The organism is Moraxella tarda (assembly GCF_035181405.1).
GTDB lineage: Bacteria > Pseudomonadota > Gammaproteobacteria > Pseudomonadales > Moraxellaceae > Moraxella.
The window spans coordinates 94,093-117,378 of sequence record NZ_JAYGGV010000001.1; the positions used below are offsets into that span (position 1 = coordinate 94,093).

19 protein-coding genes and 2 riboswitches are annotated in these 23,286 nt (G+C 40.8%); of the genes, 9 read left to right on the forward strand and 10 right to left on the reverse strand.

The window, feature by feature from the left end:
• Positions 1–19: 19 nt before the first annotated feature.
• On the reverse strand, positions 20–2,809 hold the full coding sequence (locus U9670_RS00440) for an autotransporter assembly complex protein TamA (RefSeq protein ID WP_323842171.1): 2,790 nt from the start codon (positions 2,807–2,809) through the stop codon (positions 20–22).
• 158 nt (positions 2,810–2,967) lie between these two features.
• Here U9670_RS00440 and U9670_RS00445 point away from each other — a divergent pair, with 158 nt between their 5' ends.
• A complete protein-coding gene (locus U9670_RS00445) occupies positions 2,968–4,305 on the forward strand; it encodes an MFS transporter (RefSeq protein WP_323842172.1) in 1,338 nt (445 codons plus the stop codon).
• A 137-nt stretch (positions 4,306–4,442) separates the two neighbouring features.
• Entirely contained in the window at positions 4,443–5,318 is an 876-nt protein-coding gene (locus U9670_RS00450) for a hypothetical protein (RefSeq protein ID WP_323842173.1), read from the forward strand.
• A gap of 178 nt (positions 5,319–5,496) precedes the next feature.
• Here the strand turns inward: U9670_RS00450 and rplI are convergent, their stop codons facing one another.
• The 5 genes from rplI to U9670_RS00475 form a co-directional block, all read right to left on the reverse strand.
• Positions 5,497–5,973 (reverse strand): 50S ribosomal protein L9, encoded by a 477-nt coding sequence (rplI, locus tag U9670_RS00455; RefSeq protein WP_323842174.1) that lies wholly within the window; start codon positions 5,971–5,973, stop codon positions 5,497–5,499.
• Between the two features lie 16 nt (positions 5,974–5,989).
• Positions 5,990–6,217, reverse strand: coding sequence for a 30S ribosomal protein S18 (rpsR, locus tag U9670_RS00460; RefSeq protein WP_049235696.1), 228 nt, complete (start codon positions 6,215–6,217; stop codon positions 5,990–5,992).
• 17 nt (positions 6,218–6,234) lie between these two features.
• On the reverse strand, positions 6,235–6,636 hold the full coding sequence (gene rpsF, locus U9670_RS00465) for a 30S ribosomal protein S6 (RefSeq protein ID WP_323842175.1): 402 nt from the start codon (positions 6,634–6,636) through the stop codon (positions 6,235–6,237).
• 244 nt (positions 6,637–6,880) lie between these two features.
• Entirely contained in the window at positions 6,881–7,372 is a 492-nt protein-coding gene (locus tag U9670_RS00470; RefSeq protein WP_323842176.1) for a hypothetical protein, read from the reverse strand.
• 91 nt (positions 7,373–7,463) lie between these two features.
• Complete coding sequence (locus tag U9670_RS00475) at positions 7,464–7,784, reverse strand: YcgL domain-containing protein (protein ID WP_323842177.1); 321 nt, start codon at positions 7,782–7,784, stop codon at positions 7,464–7,466.
• A gap of 123 nt (positions 7,785–7,907) precedes the next feature.
• Positions 7,908–7,996, forward strand: a riboswitch (glycine riboswitch).
• Between the two features lie 76 nt (positions 7,997–8,072).
• Positions 8,073–8,187, forward strand: a riboswitch (glycine riboswitch).
• 46 nt (positions 8,188–8,233) lie between these two features.
• Here U9670_RS00475 and gcvT point away from each other — a divergent pair.
• From gcvT to gcvP, 4 genes are all read left to right on the forward strand, one after another.
• On the forward strand, positions 8,234–9,334 hold the full coding sequence (gene gcvT, locus U9670_RS00480) for a glycine cleavage system aminomethyltransferase GcvT (RefSeq protein WP_323842178.1): 1,101 nt from the start codon (positions 8,234–8,236) through the stop codon (positions 9,332–9,334).
• Between the two features lie 69 nt (positions 9,335–9,403).
• Positions 9,404–9,532 (forward strand): hypothetical protein, encoded by a 129-nt coding sequence (locus U9670_RS00485; protein WP_323842179.1) that lies wholly within the window; start codon positions 9,404–9,406, stop codon positions 9,530–9,532.
• 134 nt (positions 9,533–9,666) lie between these two features.
• A complete protein-coding gene (gene gcvH / locus U9670_RS00490; protein ID WP_323842180.1) occupies positions 9,667–10,047 on the forward strand; it encodes a glycine cleavage system protein GcvH in 381 nt (126 codons plus the stop codon).
• A gap of 236 nt (positions 10,048–10,283) precedes the next feature.
• Complete coding sequence (gcvP, locus tag U9670_RS00495; protein ID WP_323842181.1) at positions 10,284–13,127, forward strand: aminomethyl-transferring glycine dehydrogenase; 2,844 nt, start codon at positions 10,284–10,286, stop codon at positions 13,125–13,127.
• Between the two features lie 136 nt (positions 13,128–13,263).
• Here gcvP and U9670_RS00500 read toward each other — a convergent pair whose 3' ends face one another.
• Entirely contained in the window at positions 13,264–13,863 is a 600-nt protein-coding gene (locus tag U9670_RS00500; RefSeq protein ID WP_323842182.1) for a 4'-phosphopantetheinyl transferase family protein, read from the reverse strand.
• A gap of 281 nt (positions 13,864–14,144) precedes the next feature.
• Between U9670_RS00500 and nth the strand changes: the two genes are divergently transcribed.
• Positions 14,145–14,789, forward strand: a complete 645-nt coding sequence (gene nth / locus U9670_RS00505; RefSeq protein WP_323842219.1) for an endonuclease III — start codon at positions 14,145–14,147, stop codon at positions 14,787–14,789.
• 131 nt (positions 14,790–14,920) lie between these two features.
• Here the strand turns inward: nth and U9670_RS00510 are convergent, their stop codons facing one another.
• Positions 14,921–16,555, reverse strand: a complete 1,635-nt coding sequence (locus U9670_RS00510) for a BCCT family transporter (protein WP_323842220.1) — start codon at positions 16,553–16,555, stop codon at positions 14,921–14,923.
• 811 nt (positions 16,556–17,366) lie between these two features.
• Between U9670_RS00510 and ilvD the strand changes: the two genes are divergently transcribed.
• Both ilvD and U9670_RS00520 read left to right on the forward strand, forming a co-directional pair.
• A complete protein-coding gene (gene ilvD, locus U9670_RS00515; RefSeq protein WP_323842183.1) occupies positions 17,367–19,265 on the forward strand; it encodes a dihydroxy-acid dehydratase in 1,899 nt (632 codons plus the stop codon).
• A 527-nt stretch (positions 19,266–19,792) separates the two neighbouring features.
• Positions 19,793–20,995, forward strand: coding sequence for an ornithine--oxo-acid transaminase (locus tag U9670_RS00520; RefSeq protein WP_323842184.1), 1,203 nt, complete (start codon positions 19,793–19,795; stop codon positions 20,993–20,995).
• Between the two features lie 325 nt (positions 20,996–21,320).
• Here U9670_RS00520 and hpt read toward each other — a convergent pair whose 3' ends face one another.
• Both hpt and U9670_RS00530 read right to left on the reverse strand, forming a co-directional pair.
• On the reverse strand, positions 21,321–21,839 hold the full coding sequence (hpt, locus tag U9670_RS00525) for a hypoxanthine phosphoribosyltransferase (RefSeq protein WP_416381515.1): 519 nt from the start codon (positions 21,837–21,839) through the stop codon (positions 21,321–21,323).
• A 96-nt stretch (positions 21,840–21,935) separates the two neighbouring features.
• Complete coding sequence (locus U9670_RS00530) at positions 21,936–23,192, reverse strand: serine hydrolase domain-containing protein (protein WP_323842186.1); 1,257 nt, start codon at positions 23,190–23,192, stop codon at positions 21,936–21,938.
• Positions 23,193–23,286: the final 94 nt, after the last annotated feature.

Here is a 23,286-nt window from a genome sequence, read left to right on the forward strand (position 1 = left end):
GTCATTAATACATCAAACATTAAAATGGCGTACCAATAAAAAAGTGTAGCTTGACAGAGTGCTTATCTTCTTTCACACCTGTAGCCACATCAACTCGGACTTGACCAACGGGCGACGCATAACGAATACCAAGCCCTGCCCCAATCTTGGTTTCATTGCTAAAATCCTTGTTGTAGGCATTACCCACATCAGCAAATGCAGCCACACGCAAACCATTCATCACCTCATAGTTGTACTCACCACTGACTACCGCAAGTGCTTGACCACCTGTCAAATAGCCTTTATTAGAAATGGGCGAAAGAGTTTCATAATTATAACCACGAATGCTTTGGTCGCCACCTGCAAAAAACCGCAATTTATAAGGCACAGCATTAAAATTATCCGCCCACAAATAACCCAGATTCAGACTGCCGATGACCTGATGTGCACGATTTTTGCCATAGGCATTATCACCAAAACTGTACACACCACCCAAACCCATACGAGCAATCGCCATGTTGGTGTCTGTAAGCAAACTTTTTGCACCTGCTTCTAGTGAATAACTTTGGCGATAACCACGCATAGGATTGACAGGATTATCGGTAACGGTCTTACTGATGGCAAAACCTGCCAACAATGCCTTTTGGATTGGTTTACCATCAAGAAAATGCACTGGTAAATCTTTCCATGATTTTGTAGGTTCGCCTGTTTTTAGTCTATCTAAACGATAACGCAAAGAAAAACTTTTATTCCAACCAGACTGATTAATGATATTGCGACTTAGGCTCTGTTGTAGCGTGCGACTGCTCAGGTTAAATGTACCCTTTGCACCGCCAATCACCTCATCATCATAGCTTAAAGATGCACGCAGTTTATCATTGATAGGGTGGCTCATAGGTTTGGTGATTGACAGCCCAACCCCTTTTTTATCTTTAGACAGGCGAATGTCGGCATTTGCCTGATAGCCACTTTTATTAATCAGGTGATGCTCAAACTTGGTAATCAAGCGTGCGCCACTGTCCGAACCCCAGCCCAGACCAATTTGTGCATCTCTTGGTTTATCAGTCATGACAAAAACATACAGCGGTACTTTTTTATCGGCATATACCTCCTGTGGGGTTTTACGCCCTACCAAAGTCGGTATTTGTATGTCTTTGGCTGCATCAAATTCATCTTTTGATTCATCAGGCAAAATCATCTTCGCTACGCTACTCACCGCATCTGAGATACGCCCCAACACGCTTCGTGATTTTTTACGACTGTCAGTGATGAGTAGGCGGTCTTCTGGCATGTTATAAAGTCGCTCGGCCTTTTGGGTAACAAGTGCCAATTTATCTTGTATGACTTGTGATGCACTAAACTCAATCGGTGCAACCTCAGCAACCACCCCATCACCCAAATCCACCACCTGTTTGGTATCATCAGCCATACCATCATCATTTTCAAAAGCAATATCCTGAGTGCCCGCTTTATTATCTGGCAAAACAGTCTCGGTATTGACAGCATTAAAATAACCTGTGGCCAATAAATTACTGCTCAAATCGCGCACCGCAACACGATTATAAGCATCACCCATCTCAAAAGTAACCAGTTTTTTAAGCAATTCGGATTTGACAGGAAGTTTATTAGGATCAGTGGTTAGCTGACCTGTTTTTTCATCAACAGTAAAAAACACCACATCATCAAAGGAATACTGTTCACCACTATCATAGACCAAACTGACATCAGCCACATTATCGGGCAAAATGACATCCGCCGAATTATTCAGCCATCTGCCATCAAAGTATCCTTGCTCAGCACTTGCGTCAACAATAGCAGACTTGACAGCTTCATAATTACCATGATGAAAAACATCATCTTGGGTGAGTTTTGCTTCTTTAACCGCCTTTTGATAGGCCGTATTATGTTTTCCATCGCCACGCACTTCCAAAGCCTGATTTGAGATACGCACAGGCTCGCCAATGTCGTTAATAATAATACCAACTTTGCCAGCATCTACTTTGACAATCTGAAAATCCACTTCATAATAACCAACCGCTCGTGCCGCTGTATCAACCGCCTGGCGTAAGCGTGGCAAAGCACTATTAAAATCCGACACGCTCTCAGCAGCCATATCTTCAAGCATGGCTTTGATATTAGCGATGGGTTCTTTTGTGAGTTCGCTACGGCTCATCTTGACAATTTTTCCATCAGCTTCGATATCCAAATCTACACCTTGGCTTTTACTGATTGGCGTCGTACCATCAGCATGATAAAATTCGGTCTCTAAACGCACCACCGCATCCACACCATCATTAAATAGCTTGTTGTATAGGCGTTTAATGGCATTTGGTTTTTTGATTTGCTCTTCTTGAATGACAGGCTCTATCAAATCACGATGCGATGATTTTTTGTATTTTGGAATACGATTGGTCAGGTCAGGACTTTCTTGGGCATTTTTGGTGATATTCTTTCCTTGAATATCATCTGGCGTTGGTAATTGTGCAACAGCATCAATGTCCAGCCCCACAGGTGGCCGTTTATCATCAAGGCGAGACACTAAAGACGCATCAGCGGAGTCTAAGATGAGTGGGTTTTCTTGAGTAGCATTGTGTAGGCGTGCTTCAATTTGTGCTGGTGTATAAAGTAAGACATCAGCAATCACTTGTGCTGATTGGGCAGTTTCCTCATCCAATAAAGCTTTTGGCTTACCGATGAGTTTGGCTTGGTGATCATCAGCTGTATTTGCCCATGCTTGCTGAGCCGAGCAAATGATTGCCGTTGATAATGCCGTGTACAAAAAGGATTTTTTTTGCCCTTGTTTACATTTGCTCTTGTTTGTTTTCGCCACACCCACCGCCATTTTAACAAACCTTTAAAAGATTAAAAAAAAATAATAAAACAACAAAATATTTTTTAAAAGAACTTAAAAAATAAACACAAATTAAAAATACCTGCTATTATAACAAATCAATTAGGATTAACAATCACTTATTATTGATTTTAGCCATGGCATCACAATTTTCCTTATTCAAACATCGCCGCTTTAACGCCATGTTTTTTACACAGTTTTTTGGTGCTTTTAATGATAATGTGTTCAAGCAAGCACTCATTCTCATTTTAACTTATGTTGCCGCCAGCAAGATGGGTATGAAAGTCAGCCTGCTGAACAATCTAGCAGCATTATTATTCATATTACCATATTTTTTATTTTCAGCATTGGCAGGACAAATCGCTGATAAATATGAAAAGACTGCCCTTACTCAGAGTGTCAAGCTCTTAGAAGTCATGATTATGTTGCTTGCTGGTGTGGGATTTTGGTTTGAAATTTATTGGTTGTTATTCGTTTCTTTGTTTTTAATGGGAACGCAGTCTGCTTTTTTTGGACCGATTAAATATGCGTATTTGCCAGCAATGCTACAAAAAGATGAGCTGGTTGGTGCAAACGGACTGTTCCAAACAGGCACAAGTCTTGCCATATTAACAGGCATGATAACAGCAGGCATACTAACCCAGCTCAATGATTCCACGCTTTGGCTTATCATGACGACTTTGTTGATGGCAATTGCAGGCTATATTGCATCAAAATTCATGCCAAAAACACCAACAACCACCAAGAACCTGACAATAAACTATAATATTGTCAGCAGTAGCATTGAAATCATCAAATATTTATACAGCTTACCCTTATTGTTTTTTGTCATCATCGGTAGCAGTTGGTTTTGGTTTTACGGTGCAACTTTTCTCACCCAAACGCCAGAATTTAGCAAAGTCATATTGCACGGCAACGAATCGGTGGTAATTTTATTACTCACACTTTTTTCTGTTGGCACGGCATTAGGCTCGCTGGTTTGTAAAACCTTGACCAAAAATCAAGTCGGTCTACGCTTATTGCCGATTGGCATCATTGGATTGAGTGTTTTTGCTATTGATTTGTATTTTTCGTTATCAGATATCTCTAACATTCCCACTAATACCATCTACGGTATTAACGAGCTTTTAACAGTTTCTGGCACTTGGCGTATATTTGCTGATTTATTTTTACTTGGTGTATTTGGTGGCGTATATATCGTACCAATGTATGCCTTTGTACAATCTTATGCACCCACGAGCCACCGCTCACGCATTATTGGTGCGAACAATATTTTTAATGCAATTTTTATGGTTGGGTCAGCGATTTTTTCTATTATTGTTTTAAGCGTGTTAAATCTTGGCCTGCCTATGCTATTTTTGATTTGTGGTGTGATGAATGCACTGTTTGGGATTTTTTTATATCAAAAACTTAAGCACCACAAAGACAGCATGATGCCAAGTAATGACAACACCTCATCTGCCTATACCAAGTAAGTCAAGTAAGCTAAGTTACAGTTAGGTAATATTTAGCGATCAAACTCTTGTAAAATTTATCAACTTATTAAAGTAAATCTGTTATCATTGGAAAAATTTTGTCCAGCTTTATCATTAAAACTTATGAGGAAAAATTCATGAACAAGCTTACCGCCTTAGCTTTAAGCCTAACCCTTTTAAATGTTGGCATTGCACACGCCACCTCCAAAGCCAACACTGGCACCACCGCTGTATTGGGCAAATCTCAAGCATCCAGCCCAATCATGCGTGGCGAAATTACCACCGCCATTGTCAATGAGGGTGCTGCCGACTTGCTTAGCACACCCATCAAAGGCCTACCAACGCCAAAAACACAGGTTAATAGCATCAAGCAAGTCCCAACGGTTCTAACTTTAGCCAACAAGTCAGGCAGCCTTGTGCTTGACACGACACTTATGGATGAGTTCATCACCATGGTATCGCCAAATGCACGCCATTATCCACCAAGTTTCCCAAATGCCACCGCTGAATATCTGGCCAAACAAAACATCAAACATCTATCAGATTGGATTGAGCCATATGCCAATGCTACCGATGCGTCATTTGAAGTTGTCTTGCGTGCTGCCAAGCTAAATGGTATTGCCCGCAATCTGAATGTTGGCAATGATTATTCCGTGCGTGCCTCTAAACACATGCAAAAAGCACTACGCTTACAACCAAGCCACGATGAGGCCAATTTTTTGCTTGGTATGATGCTAAGCGAGGCAGGCGGTTTTGCTGAAGGCAAGAAATACTTAGAAAAAGCAGCATCTTTAGGGTATACCGAGGCCGAGCAGAGTCTTGCTCAGGCTGACTTATTAAATGACAAAAAAAGTCTTGCTCTTAGTCGTCTAAAAAAACTACAAACACAACATCCATCTAATGCCCAAATATCAGAACAAATTCGCATTATTGAAGAAGGTGGCTATTACATCTGGCGTACCGACAACAAACCCTTAAACATCAAACCTGTACAACCAGCAATCAATCCATGATATTAAATCGGCAATATTGATGAATAAATCCGTCTTGGCACACCATGGCTAAGACGGATTTACTTAACTTAATTTTTATTTTAAAGTTATTAAAGTTTTAAACCAATCTTTATCCCATAAAAATAAGAAAAGCCCTAAAATTGGGCTTTTCTTATTTACTGACTATCTTTGTCTAAGATTATTCATCATCTTCATCAGCGACTGGTGCATCTTCTGACAAAATGGTTACCAAAATTTCTGCTGAAATATCATGGTGAAGTTGAATGGTAACCTTGTACTCACCTACTTGACGGAAAGGACCATCTGGTAATTTAACTTCAACACGGTCAACTTCAAGGCCAGACTTCGTCAGTGCATCAGCAATATCACGAGTACCGATAGAACCAAATAGCTTGCCTTCATCACCAGATTTGGCACGCATGATGACATTGACATCAGCCAAGGCATCGGCACGCTTTTGAGCTTCTGCCAATTCTTGAGCTTCAACAGCTTCTAGCTCAGCACGACGAGCTTCAAACTTAGCAATATTCGCTTCATTTGCTGGTAGTGCTTTGCCTTGTGGGATTAGGTAGTTACGACCATAACCTGCCTTTACATCAACTGTCTCACCAAGTTTACCAAGATTAACGACACGCTGTAATAGAATAACTTGCATGATTTATCTCCGTTAATTACTTGTGGTTGTCGGTATATGGCAATAGTGCCAAATAACGAGCTTGTTTGATGGCAACTGCCAATTGACGCTGATATTTATTAGAAGTACCAGTGATGCGGCTAGGAACAATCTTGCCATTTTCACTGATATATTGTTTTAGCAATTCTACATCTTTATAATCGATATGTGTGATGCCTTCAGCGGTAAAACGACAGAACTTACGACGACGATAGAAACGAGCCATTTAGCTTCTCCTTATAATTATTCGCTGTCAGCAACAACATTCTCACTGTCAGCAGTGCGAACATCGTTACGACGGTTAGCTTTACGAGCACGCTTATCTTCAGCTTCTTTCGCCAGTGGCGATTGTTCTGTGATGGCGTTCTCACGGCGGATAACTAAGCTACGAATGATGGCATCGTTGTACTTAAACAACTCTTCTAGCTGAGCCAGTGTTGTTTCATTACATTCAATGTTCAAAAGTACATAGTGTGCTTTGTGGATTTTATTGATTGGATACGCCAATTGACGACGACCCCAATCTTCTAAACGATGGTTTGCACCGCCGTTCTCTTCAACGATAGAACGGTATTTTGTTACCATGTCGGCAACTTGGTTGCTTTGATCTGGATGTACCAGTAGCACCACTTCATAATGTCTCATAAGGACTCCCTACGGATTAAAACAGCCGCCATCAGTAATGTTAATGACAGCAAGGAGATGTAATTTTTAAGATTTTTAAAAATTACAAGGCGAAAATTATACAGGATCAATTTAAAAAAATCAAGCCTAGAATCAGAATCACTAAAATAAAATGACAACTCAAAAAAAACACAAAGCCCAGCAATGGTCAATCAGACCAAAATAAGCCAACCGAAAGTCAAAAGTAATTTTAAAATTAATTTTATCAGCTCATCACTTGGGTTTGATCTTTTGCCAATCGGTGTTTTTCCTCTTGAATATGGAGCATCTCTTCGGTTTTGGCTGTTGTGCCTTCAATGACACTTTGAAGCATTTGCCAAATCGCACCAATCACCAAAAACACCACAAAAGTCGCCAAAATCGGTAAAGCATTTAATGCCATATCCGTAAAATTTTTCATCAACAGTGAATGAAAAACACTGATCATCGCAGGTGCGATAGAGCCAGAATCATCAAAAGTATTTGCTGGGGCAAATAATAAAGACGCCAAAAATATCCAGCTGATACCGCAGATTGAACGCGGTAAAATTCGTATGACCAAAAACCATAACAACAAAACAAGCACAGACGCAATCACATACACCACAAGTGGTAAGTACTCATCAGGCACACCAGAAACAAGCTTTGACCACCAAACAATCAAGCTTGCCAAATTTTCACTGATGGCATCTAAAGGCAGGTTTTTAATCCATTCCATAATGTATCGGTTTTAGCAAAATGAATATATTCTAGCACACATTGGCAATATTATTAAAATTATTAAAATTTATTAGCCATTGGCAGCAACATCAATCGTATTTTTTGTCCTGCAATGCTTTGGCTTTTGCCATTGCCTGTGCTGCCAAAATATCAGCAGGCGGTGCTTGTACATAATAACCCTGTGTCGCCAATTTGGCTTTAACTTCATGAATATCCACTCTGGCCAATTTCTCACGAGCATTTAAGTCTAAGTGCATGACAAACGACCCAAGTCCTAGTTTTTGGCGAATCTCAGATGGTAAAATACCAAGCCAATCACGCAGCTCATCAATGTCATTAGGATAATTTGGGCGGGCAATATATACATACCAACCATCGTTTTTTGCAAATTTATAAACATCACAATGCATAGTAAGGCTCTTTTTGTCAGATTTTGTATTGGTTTTTTATTTTAAGAACATTTTAAAGCATTTTTAAAAAAAATAAAAATTTTACTTGTAAATTTGCAAAATATTTTTCATAATAGAGTTGCCTGATTTTTTTTAGGAGAGCGTGATTTTTAATCACCACCGAAGGCGTAAACACCCTATAATCGCTCAGGTAAACGGACTGAAAAAACAAGTTTACATTACATATTACAATACTACACTTAACTACACTTAACTACACTTAGGTAAATGAGTAATTAGTATGACAAACAAGGCAATTCTGGAGAGCGGTACATTCTACCCACCGAAGGGAAAAAGGTGTTTTTGTTTTTAGTAAACCTACTCAAACACTGAAAATCTCAGGTAAATGGACAGAAAGGGGCAAATGATGGGTTTTTCCGTCACAACTTTTTTTTGCCTAAGGAAATCTTATGTCCACCCTTCAACGCACCCCCTTATTTGATGCTCATGTCCGCCACAATGGCAAACTCGTTGATTTTGGCGGTTGGGAATTACCTGTTAATTATGGTTCGCAAATAGCCGAACACGAAGCTGTTCGTAACGACGCAGGTTTATTTGATGTGTCGCATATGCTTGTTACTGATGTGGCTGGCGACAACGCAAAAGCTTTTTTTCAAAAACTCATCGCCAACGATGTTGCCAAACTAGGTTTTGTCGGTAAAGCATTGTATTCTGGTATGCTAAACGACAACGGTGGCGTGATCGATGACCTGATTGTCTATCGCATGAATGAACATGAGACCGCTTATCGCATTGTCTCAAATGGTGCAACTCGTGAAAAAGACCTTGCTCAATTTAACAAAATTGCTGCAGAATTTGGTGTAAGCATTAACCCACGCTACGAATTTGCCATACTTGCTGTACAAGGCCCAAAAGCCATAGAAAAACTCTGCACCATCTTAACTGACGACAAAGACAAAATTACCGCCTTAAAACCTTTTGTTGGTGTGGACTTAGGCAATGATTGGTTTGTCGCACGCACAGGCTATACTGGCGAGGACGGTGTAGAGGTCATACTACCAAAAGATAAAGCCGATCAATTTTTTGACAAGCTTGTCGATGCTGGCATAAAACCCTGCGGACTTGGGGCAAGAGACACATTGCGTATGGAAGCGGGCATGAATCTTTATGGTAATGACATGACCGATGATGTCAGCCCACTAGAAGCAGGCATGGGCTGGACAGTGGATTTAAAGGATGAGAATCGTGAATTCGTTGGAAAAACCGCCCTCATTAATCTAAAAAACAGTGGTGTTAAAAACAAACAAGTTGGTCTATTGCTGGAAACCAAAGGCGTCATGCGTGCAGGCATGGAAGTAGTTACAGATAAAGGCAACGGCATTACCACGAGCGGTGTTTTTTCTCCAAGTCTCAATCAGTCTATCGCCATTGCTCGTGTACCCACTGATTTTACAGGCAACACAGCAAAGGTCATCATGCGTGGCAAAGAAGTTGATGTACGAGTATTGAAATTACCTTTTGTACGACATGGTAAAAAGCAGTTTGATTGATGATTGATACATGTTTACAATGCCTTTAAATGCAAAGTACGCAGTTCCATGAATTTTTAAGAAGTTTATATGCATCATATGTTTCGCTCCGCTTTGTTAGCAATGTTTATCTTTGGTTTGACCGCCTGCGATGCCAAAGACACTTGTTTAGATTATGGTGGCTCGTATAATGAAGCCACCAAAGAATGTGAAAAGTAAAACACCAATACTTGTCTACACATTTAAATATTTACACACATTTATTTTTATTTACGGCTATTGATTTTATGCAATCAATAGCCAAAAATAAAACAAATAATTTTTAACCCCAACCCAAAAAGCTAGGAGTTTTTATGAGTAATATCCCCGCCGACCTAAAATATGTCGCCAGCCATGAATGGCTAAAACTAGAAGCTGATGGCACAATCACCGTTGGCATCACTGATCACGCCCAAGATTTACTTGGCGATGTGGTGTTTGTAGAGTTGCCAGAAGTAGATGCAGAAGTTGAAGCCGACCAAGAAATCGCTGTTGTTGAGTCAGTCAAAGCGGCAAGTGATGTCTACGCCCCCATCGCAGGCACAATCATTGAGATTAACGAAGAGTTGGTAGATGCTCCAGAGCTTGCTAACGAAGACCCATACGGCAAAGCATGGTTCTTTAAAATCAAACCTGCCAACCCAAGCGACTATGACAGTCTAATGAGTGCCGACGAATACGAAGAAAGTCTATAATTCAATAAAACAAGCGTAAGTTTTAATAATTTACGCTTGTTTTTGGTTATCTTAGGCTAAATAAAAACTAATTTTAGCCCAAAGCACATAGCATACCGCACACCAATGATTCAAGATTGTTTTAGTTGAATATGGTGTGTGGTCCATACATTACTAACTTAGATTTAATTTAAAATCTTATTGCAAAAATAGTATTTTCAATTAAATTTAACCCAACCTTAAATCAAGGATTATTTATGTCATTTAATAATTTTTCCGACCTATTTTACGAAAACGCTTTTGTTCATCGTCATCTGGGCAATGACAAAACCGCACAAGATAAATTGCTTGCAACCGTTGGTGCAAAAGACCTAGATAGCTTTGTAGACAGTGTCGTCCCCCAATCGGTACGCTTAAATAAAGAGCTTGATTTACCCCCTGCAATGAGCGAGCATAATGCCCTTGCCAAACTGCGTGCCATGGCGGACAAAATCACCGTTGCCAAAAGTTATATCGGACAAGGTTACTCGCCTGCCAGATTGCCTGCGGTGATTCAAAGAAATGTACTAGAAAACCCTGGCTGGTATACTGCCTACACGCCCTATCAAGCCGAGATTGCCCAAGGTCGCCTAGAAGCCTTGTTAAATTTCCAACAAGTATGTGTCGATTTGACAGGCATGGACCTAGCAGGAGCAAGTTTGCTAGATGAAGCCACAGCAGCAGCTGAGGCAATGGCAATGGCAAAACGATGCAGTAAATCAAAATCCAATCTGTTTTTCGTGGACGAACGCACCTATCCTCAAACTCTCGATGTCATCAAAACCCGTGCCAAATATTTTGGCTTTGAGGTGGTGGTGGGCAACTTTGAAACCGCCAAAAATGGTGAATTCTTTGGTGCATATTTTCAATACATCGGTAAAGATGGTGATGTTATTGATCTGACCGATGCCATCACAGCTGTCAAGGATAAGGGAGCTTATGGGATTGTGGCTGCCGACATCATGAGTCTTGTATTACTTAAAAGCCCTGCCAGTATGGGGGCAGACATTGCTTTGGGTAGCACCCAAAGATTTGGTATCCCTATGGGCTTTGGCGGTCCACACGCTGCCTACTTTGCTTTTAAAGATAAAGACAAACGCTCTGCTCCTGGCCGTATCATTGGTGTATCAAAAGATGCACAAGGCAACATTGCTTTACGCATGGCACTACAAACTCGTGAACAGCACATTCGCCGTGAAAAAGCCAACTCAAACATTTGTACAAGCCAAGTATTGCTGGCAAACCTAGCTGGTATGTATGCAGTTTATCACGGCCCTGTTGGCTTAAAACGCATTGCAACTCGCATTCATGCCTTGGCAGTGGCGTTTTATCATGCCGTTAAAAATGACCATCAAACCATCAGCAATGTCTTTTTTGATACTATTACCATCAAAACAGACAAAGCCCAAGAACTGGTAAAAGCGGCTAAGGACAAAGGTTACAACCTTTTTCACAAAGACGAATTGGTAGGCGTATCATTCCATGAATTATCGGATGAGCGTGATTTTAATGAGCTTTGCGAAATTTTTGGTGTCAGCGGCCAATTGACAGTAGCAAGCGTTCTACAAGATCATCTGCGTCATGATGCCATTTTAACACATCCTACTTTTAATTCTTATCATACCGAACACCAAATGCTTCGCTATCTAAAATCATTAGAAGACAAGGATTTGGCAATGAATCGCTCTATGATTTCATTGGGTTCTTGTACAATGAAGCTAAACGCAACCAGTGAAATGCTGCCGATTACTTGGAATGAATTTGCCAATGTACACCCATTTGCCCCTGCTGAAGACACGGTAGGTTATGTTGAAATGATTGCCAGTTTACAAGAACAATTAAAGGCAATCACAGGATTTGATGAAATTTCCATGCAGCCCAACTCTGGGGCATCTGGTGAATATGCAGGGCTATTGGCCATTCGTCGCTACCATGAAAGTCTAGGGCAAAATGATAGAACCGTTTGTCTGATTCCTCGCTCAGCACATGGCACAAACCCTGCCACTGCCCAAATGATGGGTATGCAAGTTGTTGTTGTGGCAACCGACGACAAAGGCAATGTGGACTTTGCAGATTTAACCGCCAAATGCGAACAACATTCAGACAAATTGGGCGCATTGATGATTACCTACCCCTCTACACATGGTGTATTTGAAGAAGGCATTCGTGATATTTGTGATTTGATTCATCAGCACGGTGGGCAAGTATATATGGACGGTGCCAACATGAATGCACAGGTTGGTATCATGCAACCTGCTGATGTTGGTGCAGATGTACTGCACATGAACCTACATAAAACTTTCTGTATTCCACATGGTGGCGGTGGCCCTGGTATGGGTCCTATTGGCATGAAATCACACTTGGCACCATTCATCGCAAGCCATTCGGTCAATCCTGTCTTTAATGCCCAAAACGCTCATTCTGCGGTATCAGCGGCCCCATATGGCTCTGCAAGCATTTTGCCAATCTCATGGATGTACATTACTATGATGGGGCATGATGGGCTACTATCTGCAACCAAGCAAGCACTCTTAAATGCCAATTATATCGCAACAAGTCTCAAAGACGACTACCCTGTACTATATACAGGTAAAAATGGTCGGGTGGCTCACGAGTGCATCATTGACATTCGCCCACTAAAAGAAGAGACGGGCATTACCGAGACCGACATTGCCAAACGCCTAATGGATTATGGTTTTCATGCTCCAACAATGAGTTTCCCTGTTGCTGGCACGCTTATGATTGAACCAACCGAGTCTGAAAGCATTGATGAGCTTGATCGCTTCATTGACGCATTAAAGCAAATCAAGCAAGAGGCACTAAAAGTTAAGGCAGGAACTGATGGTTGGACGGCTACTAATAACCCACTGGTGAATGCTCCGCACACCCAAAATGTGATTGTAGGCGACTGGGACAGACCGTATGGTCGTGAAGTGGCAGCATTTCCATTACCATACATCAAGGCTCATAAATTCTGGCCAAGCGTGGGGCGTGTTGATGATGTGTATGGAGATAAAAATTTGATTTGCTCCTGCCCTAGCATTGACAACTACGAAGATTGATTTGTCATAATAATCCAAACCAAACAACAAAAGCATCAATACCACCACACCTTTAAATGGCTAAATGGTACTGATGCTTTTTTGGTCTATCCGACAAACCGCCCCACCATTGATGGCCTTAACTTAGCATCAACAATCAATAAAATTGCCACGCTTGCCAATCATCACTTGCATAAGCAATTGTCATGACATGATGATCAAGAGCAATGCACTCAAAGCGATAACAACCAATTTTTTTGTGATGAACCACACCCTGATTATTATTGGTAAATTTAGCATTAAGTTCATTCAAATTTAGCCGAATCCCCAGTCCGTTAGCTTTTAACACCGCTTCTTTTATCGTCCAAATCTTAAACCAAAGCTCACGGCCACACCCTCTTTCTTGCCAAAGTGCGTACTCATCTGCATGAAAAAATCGCTCAGCGAGTCGCTTGGCATTTACCACTCTATTTACACATTCAATGTCCACACCGATTTCATGCACATCAAGAGATAAAACAAGAGCATAATTATCATCATCATGAGATTGGTTGAATACCAAATGGCTATTGACAACAACAGGCTTGCCATTCATTTGTTGATCATAAACAGGCATAAGCAAGTCATTATTAATAGCAAATTGACTTAATATCTGATGCCGATATTGATAAATATCTGATTTTAATTGGATTTTATCATTCAGATTTTTGGCATTATTTGCAATATTGACCAACTTCTCAAAGTGGACGTACATCATACTCTATTTTTCCAAAACCATTCTCAACGCACACAATTTACCACAAAAGTCGCTGTAAAAATTACTGCAAAGCCCAATAAATTTCAAGAAATTTATTTTAATTTTTGATTTTACCAATTTTCAAAACATATTTTCACCCATCAGCCATGTTATAATAACCGTGTCATCACATTTGTTATTCAATTTAGTCTGCCATGCCCATCACAAAACCCACACCAACATCTGGTAAAAAATCAAAACTTAAAATCACAAAAACGGCCGATACACCGCCATCTCGTTCGATGAACCGAGACAATCGTTTAAAATTTTTTGAAAAATTAAGCCAGCACATCAAAGAGCCTGTTACTGAATTAAACTATTCTAATGAGTTTGAATTATTAATTGCTGTCATGCTGTCTGCCCAAGCCACCGACAAAAGCGTAAATATTGCAACTGCTAAACTTTTTCCAATAGCAAACACCCCACAGGCAATATTAAATTTGGGTTTGGACGGTTTAAAATCTTACATCAACTCTATTGGACTGTACAATTCAAAAGCAAGCAATGTCATTAAGACCTGTCAAGATTTAATTGAAAAGCATCATGGGCAAGTACCGTGTACACGAGCAGAACTTGAAGCACTGGCAGGTGTTGGACGAAAAACCGCCAATGTTGTACTCAATACAGCGTTTGGTGAACCTGTCATGGCAGTTGATACGCATATTTTTCGGGTTGGTAATCGCACAGGACTGGCGACTGGCAAAACTGTACTGGCGGTAGAAAATGCCCTAATGAAACGCATTCCAACACAATATCTTGTAGATGCTCATCATTATTTAATCTTGCATGGTCGCTATACCTGTATGGCCAGAAGCCCAAAATGTGGTTCATGTGTTGTATTTCATGAATGTATGTTTAAAGATAAACACAAGTGGGCAGAATCATAAAACCAATCATTTTCACCAACATTCAAAAACATCTGATCAGTTCTGATAAATTTTACCATACTGATGATTATGATTAAAAAAATCGGACGCTTTGTTGCTGTCCGATTTTTTTAAGACATACAATTAATTACTTAATCATCTGTCTTTTTAAGTGCAGGTGGACCTGGCAGTAGATGCTCATCAACCATTTCGTTGGCACTGTTATGCTCAGCAGATTCTTCGGTGATATACCATTGACCATTACGATACAAGGTCAAACGGTCTCTACCCAATCCACGAATCAAACAATACATCATCACAAAGATGACAAAAGCAAATGGCAAGCCTGCGACAATTGCCGCTGCCTGTAGAGCAGCAAGCCCTCCTGCTGCCATTAAGATGGCCGCAATCACACCTTCTGAACTTACCCAAAATAAGCGTTGAATTTTAGGTGGATTGGTGTTGCCACCAGCAGTAAGCATATCCACCACTAAGCTGGCCGAATCTGCTGATGTGACAAACCATAGCACAATCATCACCAAAATCACCACTACCAAACCTTGTGTCATTGGATAATATTCAATAAACTTAAAAATGGCACTGCCTGAGTCATTTAATACCGCTGTAGATAAGCCATAATCACCTGCAAGCTCCATGTGAATTGCCACACCACCAAAAGTTGTAAACCATAAAAATAGCAACAACATCGGTACGAATAATACACCAAAAATAAACTCACGAATTGTGCGACCACGAGAAATGCGAGCAATAAAAATACCCACAAATGGCGACCAACTTACCCACCAAGCCCAATAAAAAATTGTCCACGATGCCTGCCAATCAGTATCCATATACGCTTCATTCCAAAGACCTAGCGTAATCAAATCACCTGCATAATGACCAATATTTTCAACAAAACTGTCTAAAATAAACTGCGTTGGACCAGCAATTATCATAAAAGCCAGCATGATGAGCGTGCCAATAATGGTAATGTCGCTCAGGCGTTTTACCCCTTTATCCAGCCCTGCCATGACCGAAAATCCTGCGCACGCTGTAATTGCTGCAATCAACGCAACCTTAAACACCAAACTTGGCTGAATGCCAAACATCTGCCCAAGCCCTGTTTCAAGCTGCATCACACCCAGACCCAGACTCGTTACCACACCAAACATTGTGCCAAATACCGCCAAAATATCTACCGCATGACCCCACTTACCATAAATATTTTTACCGATGATGGGAAACAACACCGAACGAATGGACAATGGCAGACCACGGCGATAATGAAAATACGCCAAAGCCAGTGCCACCACTGCGTATACTGCCCACGCATGTAGCCCCCAGTGCAAAAATGATAATTGCATGGCTTGCTTAGCACTTTCAATCGTACCTGACTCACCAAGCGGTGGTTTGATAAAGTGATATAATGGCTCGGCCGTTCCCCAATAAAGCAAGCCAATACCAATACCTGCTGAAAATAACATACCAATCCAAGAACCAAAACTGTACTCTGGCGTCTCGGTCTGTGCACCCAGACGAATGTCACCATAACGACTTAGTGCCACATACAAGCAAAACACAAGAGCGACATTCATCAAAACAATGAACATAAATCCAAAATGTCTGGTGATCAAAGCTTGCAAATCGCCAAATAGTTGCCCTGCAAATTCGCTAAATAACGAACCAAATATCATAAAAATGACAATCAGCATCATTGAGGTGATAAAAACAGGACGGCTGACCTTCGGAAATACCAAAAATCTTTCAATCGCAAGACCTTCATTCATCAAAGCCTCATCTCGTTGCAACTGCCTATCTTCAGCAGAAGACTTTGGCTTATTTTTATTTTTCATACATACTCCTATTGTTTGGTTTTAGACATCCATTTAAAGTACTTAAATTAAAACACTAAGATTTAAAACGATTTAAAACAAAGAATAAACTTACCAATTTAAATATTTAAAGAGACGCCATTAATTTGAAATTAAAATAAATTTTCAATAAATAATCATGAAAAAATTATAAAATTAGCGAAAGCAATCTTAACAAAATCAGTGGTTTTTTGCAAACTCAAAGCAATAAGAACAAAAAATATTTTGGCGTATTTGTTATTTAAGTATTTGTATTTATTATTTTTTTTAATTAGTTGTGATTTTGTAAAACTTAAATATATCAAAATATACATAAGTTAATATATACCAAAAAATGATGCTAGAATTTTAAACAAATTTTTTTAATTCATTAATTATTACAATAAATAAAAGTTCCGCCTATCAAGCTGTTATTGACCATCATGCCATCTGGTTTTGATTTTCTCTTAACTCATAAACACGCTGTTTAGGAAGCTCTTAGAGGCAACCACCAATACAATAAATACATCAATACATCATAAAGTTTTCAACATACAAAGAAAAATTTCATGTAACTTTGTGCATTAATGATGATACAATAATCAATATCAAAATATGCCAAAATAAACCAAATATTGATTTCACCCAAATCATTTGATCAAAAAAAGACAGCCGTCGCTCTTTCTTATTTTGTATCATCGTACCAAGATTTTGTATCAAAATTTTATTAATAAAAATAGGAATGCTTATGCCAAAATACCGTTCAAAAACTTCTACATCTGGTCGCAATATGGCAGGGGCAAGAGCCTTGTGGCGTGCCACAGGCATGACCGATAGTGATTTTGACAAGCCCATTATCGCCATCGCTAACTCGTTTACCCAGTTTGTACCAGGTCATGTACATCTCAAAGATTTGGGGCAACTGGTCGCACGAGAGATTGAAAAAGCAGGCGGTGTTGCCAAAGAATTTAACACCATTGCTGTGGATGACGGTATTGCAATGGGGCATAGCGGTATGCTGTATAGCTTGCCTAGCCGTGATTTGATTGCTGACAGTGTGGAATATATGGTCAATGCCCATTGTGCCGATGCTTTGGTGTGTATCTCTAACTGCGACAAAATCACCCCTGGTATGTTAATGGCAAGCCTTAGACTGAATATCCCCACGATTTTTGTTTCAGGTGGTCCTATGGAGGCAGGCAAGGTGCTGGCGGTGCTAGACGGTAACGAAAACGCTACACACGAAACGGTCATAGGCGATGACGGCAAAAGGGTGCGTAAACTTGACCTTGTGGATGCGATGATTGACGCTGGCAATGCGTTGATTGATGATGAGATGGTGGCGAATATTGAGCGGTCGGCTTGCCCCACTTGTGGGTCGTGTTCTGGCATGTTTACCGCCAATTCTATGAACTGTTTGACCGAAGCATTGGGCTTGTCTTTGGCAGGCAACGGCTCGCTTTTGGCGACACACGCCTTGCGTAAAGAGCTGTTTTTGACCGCAGGACGCACGATTGTTGAGCTTGCCAAACGCTATTATGAAAAAGGCGATGACAGCGTGTTGCCAAGAAGTATCGCCACCAAATCCGCCTTTTGTAACGCAATGAGCCTTGACATTGCTATGGGGGGCAGTACCAATACGATTTTGCACCTTTTGGCGGCAGCATTTGAAGCAGGCGTGGATTTTAAAATGGCGGACATTGACCGCTTATCACGCCAAGTGCCTTGTTTGTGCAAAGTTGCCCCTGCCACCCAAAAATACCATATGGAAGATGTGCACCGTGCAGGGGGGGTGATGGGGATTTTGGCGGAGCTTGACCGAGCAGGGCTGATTGATACAAGCACCCCTACCGTGCATTCGCCCACCTTAAAGGACGCTTTGAACAAATGGGACATTATGAACGCCGATAATGTGGACGCAAGAAGTCTTTACATCGCTGCCCCTGCTGGCGTGCGGACGACACAGGCATTTAGTCAAAACAAAGTGTGGAGCAATCTTGATGTCAATCGTGAGTCTGGCTGTATTCGCAGTCAAGAACACGCCTATTCCCAAGACGGTGGATTGGCGGTACTCTTTGGCAACATTGCCGAGCGAGGGTGCGTGGTCAAGACCGCAGGCGTGGACGAGAGTATTTGGCGATTTACAGGGCGAGCAAGGGTCTTTGAAAGTCAAGAGGGTGCAGTAGAGGCGATTTTGGGCGACCAAATTGTCGCAGGCGATGTGGTGGTTATCCGCTATGAAGGTCCAAAAGGCGGGCCAGGTATGCAAGAGATGCTCTATCCCACAAGCTATCTAAAATCAAAGGGGCTAGGCAAGGCGTGTGCTTTGCTCACAGACGGACGGTTTAGCGGTGGCACATCAGGGCTGTCTATCGGACACGCAAGCCCAGAGGCGGCAGAGGGCGGTAATATTGCCCTGATAGAAGAGTTTGACACCATTGTGATTGATATTCCGAGTCGTTGTATTCATTTGGATATTAGTGATGATGAATTAACCAAACGCCGTGAAAAACAGCTCACAAGGGGCAAAATGGCATTTAAACCTATCAGCCGTGAACGCTATGTATCGCAAGCCTTGCGTGCTTATGCAGCACTGACCACCAGTGCCGATACAGGGGCGGTGCGAGATGTGGGGCAGGTGGAGTAGTGTGATTTTGCGTTTTTAACAAAAAGCCAATCTTAACTCTTAAGATTGGCTTTTTGTTAAGTTAGGTGGGATATCAACTGAATAAAAAAAGGGTAGCACTTAGACGCATCAGTTCATTTTTGACAACATCAAAACAAAAAAACCACATAAAATCATTAAGCTATTTATTTGCCATTACACAAATCTTGTTTAAAGGTTGCTTATTTATCGCTTTTTGGTTAAGATGAACAAACACAGGTGGTAATGGAATACAGCCACTTGTTGATTTTTGTTTAAGTTGCAAAATGAGTTAAGTCATAGAATGCTTGCGATGTATTTACTTCAAGGCTTATTAGTATTGATATATTAATGTGTTAATGTCTTTGATTGCGTATCATAGGCTAGTTTTAGATCATACTTTTAAAGCAACTGCAATGATTACAAGATTTGGAGTAAAATACCATCCAATACCCAAATAAAAAAAAGTACAAACAATAAATTAACCCTAAGCAGAATAATATCTGCATTAACCAACCAAAGAGGTAATTATGACCACCAAGACCCAACAGCTGATTGAGCAAAATAACAAATACGGCACCAAAAACTATCTGCCTTTGCCCATTGTCATCAGTAAAGCTAAGGGTATTTGGGTGGAAGACCCAGAGGGTAATCGCTATATGGATATGTTGAGTGCTTATTCTGCGGTAAACCAAGGACATTGCCACCCAAAAATCATTGACGCTCTAAAACAACAAGCCGAACGAGCTACATTAACCAGTCGTGCTTTTCACAATGACCAACTCGCCCCTTGGAGTGAAAAAATTTGCCAATTGGCAGGTAAGTCTCGGGTTTTACCTATGAATACAGGGGCAGAAGCGGTAGAAACCGCCCTTAAAACCGCCAGACGCTGGGGCTATGATGTCAAAGGAATTTCTGACAACCAAGCAGAAATTATTGCCTGTGTGGGCAACTTTCATGGGCGTACTATGGGTGCAGTATCATTATCGTCAGAAGCTGACTACAAACGAGGTTTTGGTCCTTTGCTAGATGGCATCAAGCTGGTTCCTTATGGTGATATTGAAGCTCTCAAAGCCGCCATCACACCAAATACTGCTGCATTTTTAATAGAACCAATACAAGGTGAAGCTGGCATCAACATACCACCAGAAGGATTCATCAAACAAGCCTTTGAGGTATGCAAGCAAAACAATGTGTTATTTATTGCCGATGAAGTCCAAGTAGGTCTTGGACGCACAGGCAAACTTTTTGCTTGCGAACACGAAGGTGTTGAGCCTGATATGTATATTTTAGGCAAAGCCTTAGGTGGTGGTGTCATATCAATCTCATGTGTTGTGGCCAACGATGATGTATTAGATGTATTCACACCTGGTTCGCACGGCTCAACATTTGGGGGTAATCCTTTGGCGTGTGCCGTTTCTATCGCTTCTTTGAATGTACTGATTGATGAAAAACTTGCTGAAAATTCAGCAGAATTGGGGGCGTATTTCTTGGCCGAACTCAAAAAAATACAAAACCCAAAAATCAAAGAAGTGCGTGGGCGTGGTCTATTCATTGGTGTAGAACTTACCGAGTCCGCTCGCCCTTACTGCGAAAAACTCAAAGAGCTTGGCTTGTTATGCAAAGAAACTCATGATACCGTCATTCGTTTTGCACCACCGCTCATTATCACCAAAGCAGACCTTGATGACGCCTTGGTTAAAATCCGTGAAGTATTGAGTGAAAAAGCCTAGATCTTAAACCCTAAAGCCAACCGTCATTGTTTTATTTGCGGTATGGGTTTTGCTCTTTTGGTTTGATGATTAATACTGGTACTTGGACAATACCGCCAAGTACCTCATTGATATTTTAGCAATTTTTACCGCCTTAAAGTATTTGGGGCGGTAGTATTTTTTAATAGCACAGCTTGATCAATTCATGCCATGACCACAGTCATCTCATGATTTTATTTTTTTAATTATTTTTCAATTATTTTTTTAGTATTTTGCCCAAAATCGCTCAAGCAAAAAATGGCACCGCAGAAAGCTGGTGCCACTACCCATTCGTTGTTAATATCAATTACAACCCAATCTCACCAATAAATGGTAGATGACGGTATTTTTGATTATAATCTAAGCCATAACCTACAATGAATTTATCCTCCACTTCAAAGCCTAGAAATCTTACATTCATCTCAATTTCACGACGAGATGGCTTACTTACCAATGTACATAATTCAATAGAATTTGGATTTCTGGTTTGCAAAATTTCTACAACTTTTGAAAGCGTACGCCCAGAATCAATGATATCTTCAACAATCAGCACATCTTTACCCTGAATGTCGCCATCTAAATCTTTTAAAATTTTTACATCGCCACTTGATACGGTAGATTGATTGGCATAGCTAGATGCTGTGATGAAATCTAACTCATGTGGTTTATTGATGGCACGGCACAAGTCAGCCATAAAAATCACCGAACCACGCAGCAGTCCAACCAAAACAAGATTTTTATTGCTATTGGCATAATGTGCATTGATGGCTGCACCTAATTCCTTGACCTTATTGGCGATTTCATCGGCTGAAATCATTACATTCATGGTAGGTTCTGTATTCATGGTATGTCTTTTTTTGAAAATAAAACTCATATTTTAGTCCATCATGGCAAAATTATCAAGTTTTAGCTTGTTGCATGATTAGCTTGTTGCATGAATTGCCATCTCTGATAATGCAAACTGGCGTACATCGTTAAGCATGGTTGTATCAAAATTATGAATGAACGCAAATGCCAGTTTTCGGTCAGGATCGCAAAACGCCACCGAGCCATTATAACCCATATGCCCATAAGCATTTGGCGTATTTTGCAAACTAAATAAACGATGAAAACCTGTACGCCAGCACATATTGGCAGGCATGACCGCATCAAAGCCATTGACCTGCACACGACGCAAATCCACCAAAACCTCAGGGCTTATCAATACCCGCCCTTGCCAAACGCCATTATTTGCATGGACAGCATAAATGCGAGCAAGTGCCTGTGCTGTTGACACGCCATTGGCCGCAGGAATCATGGCAGTCATCACCTGCGGGTGATAGTATTCCATGCCATCACGGCCATTAGGCATGAGTGCATTCTTATAATTAGCAAGGTTCATTTTAGAAGTATCAAAATATAATCTATTAATGATTGCTGTACCAACACCCACACCATTTAAAGCTTTTTTCCAAATGGTGGCTGCGGGTAGGTTTGATAATATTTCAGTGATTTTGGGTGTATCTGGTTTTAAGGTTGGCTTGCGTTTGACCGTAGGCATGCCCTCAAAATAACGCACAGGTTTGGCAACCTGCCCCACCTTTTTAGATGGCAACTGATAAAAAATTTGCCCCTCAATACCAAGCGGTCTTGCCAGATGCTCATCAAGCACCTCTTGTAGTGTTTGCCCTGTTGCACGCTCAATGGTATGTCCAAGTACCCAACCAGAAACAAGTGCACTATATGCACTGGCATAGCCATGTATCTCCTGAGCTTTTGGCGTATCACTTGTCATCGACTCAACCAACTCACCCATTGTCTGCCAGTTTGTCAAATCATCAACCGACTGCGTCAATGTTGTGATATTAAAAAGTCCAGATGTATGCGTAAGAATGTCTCGCAATGTGATGTTTTGTTTGCCATTGCTGGCAAAATTTGCCCAATAATGACCAATTGGCACATCATAATTTAGCAATCCTTTTGATACCAAGACAGCCACAAGCGTTGCCATCACACCCTTGCCAATAGAAAAATTGACTGATAATACATCATCTTTCCAAGCCATGTCAGGCAAAGCATTGCCAACAGCTGTGTTCACCACCTCTACACCCTCTTGATAAATGACAAGCGAACCACCTGCAAGCGGTTCATCAAATTGTAGCTGTGTTAATACCCCAGAAAAATCTTCCCAAGTTGTCATTATTTTGCTCTTTTTTGCAATTGTTGGTTAATTAAAATACAAAAAACTGGAACTTAATCCAGTTTTTGATTGATTACGGACTGCCATTTATAAA

What these genes read in the sequence shown, in the direction of transcription:
- U9670_RS00445 (WP_323842172.1), top strand. Translation starts at nt 2,968, where the DNA reads ATGGCATCACAATTTTCCTTATTCAAACATCGCCGCTTTAACGCCATG.
- U9670_RS00450 (WP_323842173.1), top strand. Translation starts at nt 4,443, where the DNA reads ATGAACAAGCTTACCGCCTTAGCTTTAAGCCTAACCCTTTTAAATGTT.
- rplI (WP_323842174.1), bottom strand. Translation starts at nt 5,973, where the DNA reads ATGCAAGTTATTCTATTACAGCGTGTCGTTAATCTTGGTAAACTTGGT.
- rpsR (WP_049235696.1), bottom strand. Translation starts at nt 6,217, where the DNA reads ATGGCTCGTTTCTATCGTCGTCGTAAGTTCTGTCGTTTTACCGCTGAA.
- rpsF (WP_323842175.1), bottom strand. Translation starts at nt 6,636, where the DNA reads ATGAGACATTATGAAGTGGTGCTACTGGTACATCCAGATCAAAGCAAC.
- U9670_RS00470 (WP_323842176.1), bottom strand. Translation starts at nt 7,372, where the DNA reads ATGGAATGGATTAAAAACCTGCCTTTAGATGCCATCAGTGAAAATTTG.
- U9670_RS00475 (WP_323842177.1), bottom strand. Translation starts at nt 7,784, where the DNA reads ATGCATTGTGATGTTTATAAATTTGCAAAAAACGATGGTTGGTATGTA.
- gcvT (WP_323842178.1), top strand. Translation starts at nt 8,234, where the DNA reads ATGTCCACCCTTCAACGCACCCCCTTATTTGATGCTCATGTCCGCCAC.
- U9670_RS00485 (WP_323842179.1), top strand. Translation starts at nt 9,404, where the DNA reads ATGCATCATATGTTTCGCTCCGCTTTGTTAGCAATGTTTATCTTTGGT.
- gcvH (WP_323842180.1), top strand. Translation starts at nt 9,667, where the DNA reads ATGAGTAATATCCCCGCCGACCTAAAATATGTCGCCAGCCATGAATGG.
- gcvP (WP_323842181.1), top strand. Translation starts at nt 10,284, where the DNA reads ATGTCATTTAATAATTTTTCCGACCTATTTTACGAAAACGCTTTTGTT.
- U9670_RS00500 (WP_323842182.1), bottom strand. Translation starts at nt 13,863, where the DNA reads ATGATGTACGTCCACTTTGAGAAGTTGGTCAATATTGCAAATAATGCC.
- nth (WP_323842219.1), top strand. Translation starts at nt 14,145, where the DNA reads ATGAACCGAGACAATCGTTTAAAATTTTTTGAAAAATTAAGCCAGCAC.
- U9670_RS00510 (WP_323842220.1), bottom strand. Translation starts at nt 16,555, where the DNA reads ATGAATGAAGGTCTTGCGATTGAAAGATTTTTGGTATTTCCGAAGGTC.
- ilvD (WP_323842183.1), top strand. Translation starts at nt 17,367, where the DNA reads ATGCCAAAATACCGTTCAAAAACTTCTACATCTGGTCGCAATATGGCA.
- U9670_RS00520 (WP_323842184.1), top strand. Translation starts at nt 19,793, where the DNA reads ATGACCACCAAGACCCAACAGCTGATTGAGCAAAATAACAAATACGGC.
- hpt (WP_416381515.1), bottom strand. Translation starts at nt 21,839, where the DNA reads ATGAATGTAATGATTTCAGCCGATGAAATCGCCAATAAGGTCAAGGAA.
- U9670_RS00530 (WP_323842186.1), bottom strand. Translation starts at nt 23,192, where the DNA reads ATGACAACTTGGGAAGATTTTTCTGGGGTATTAACACAGCTACAATTT.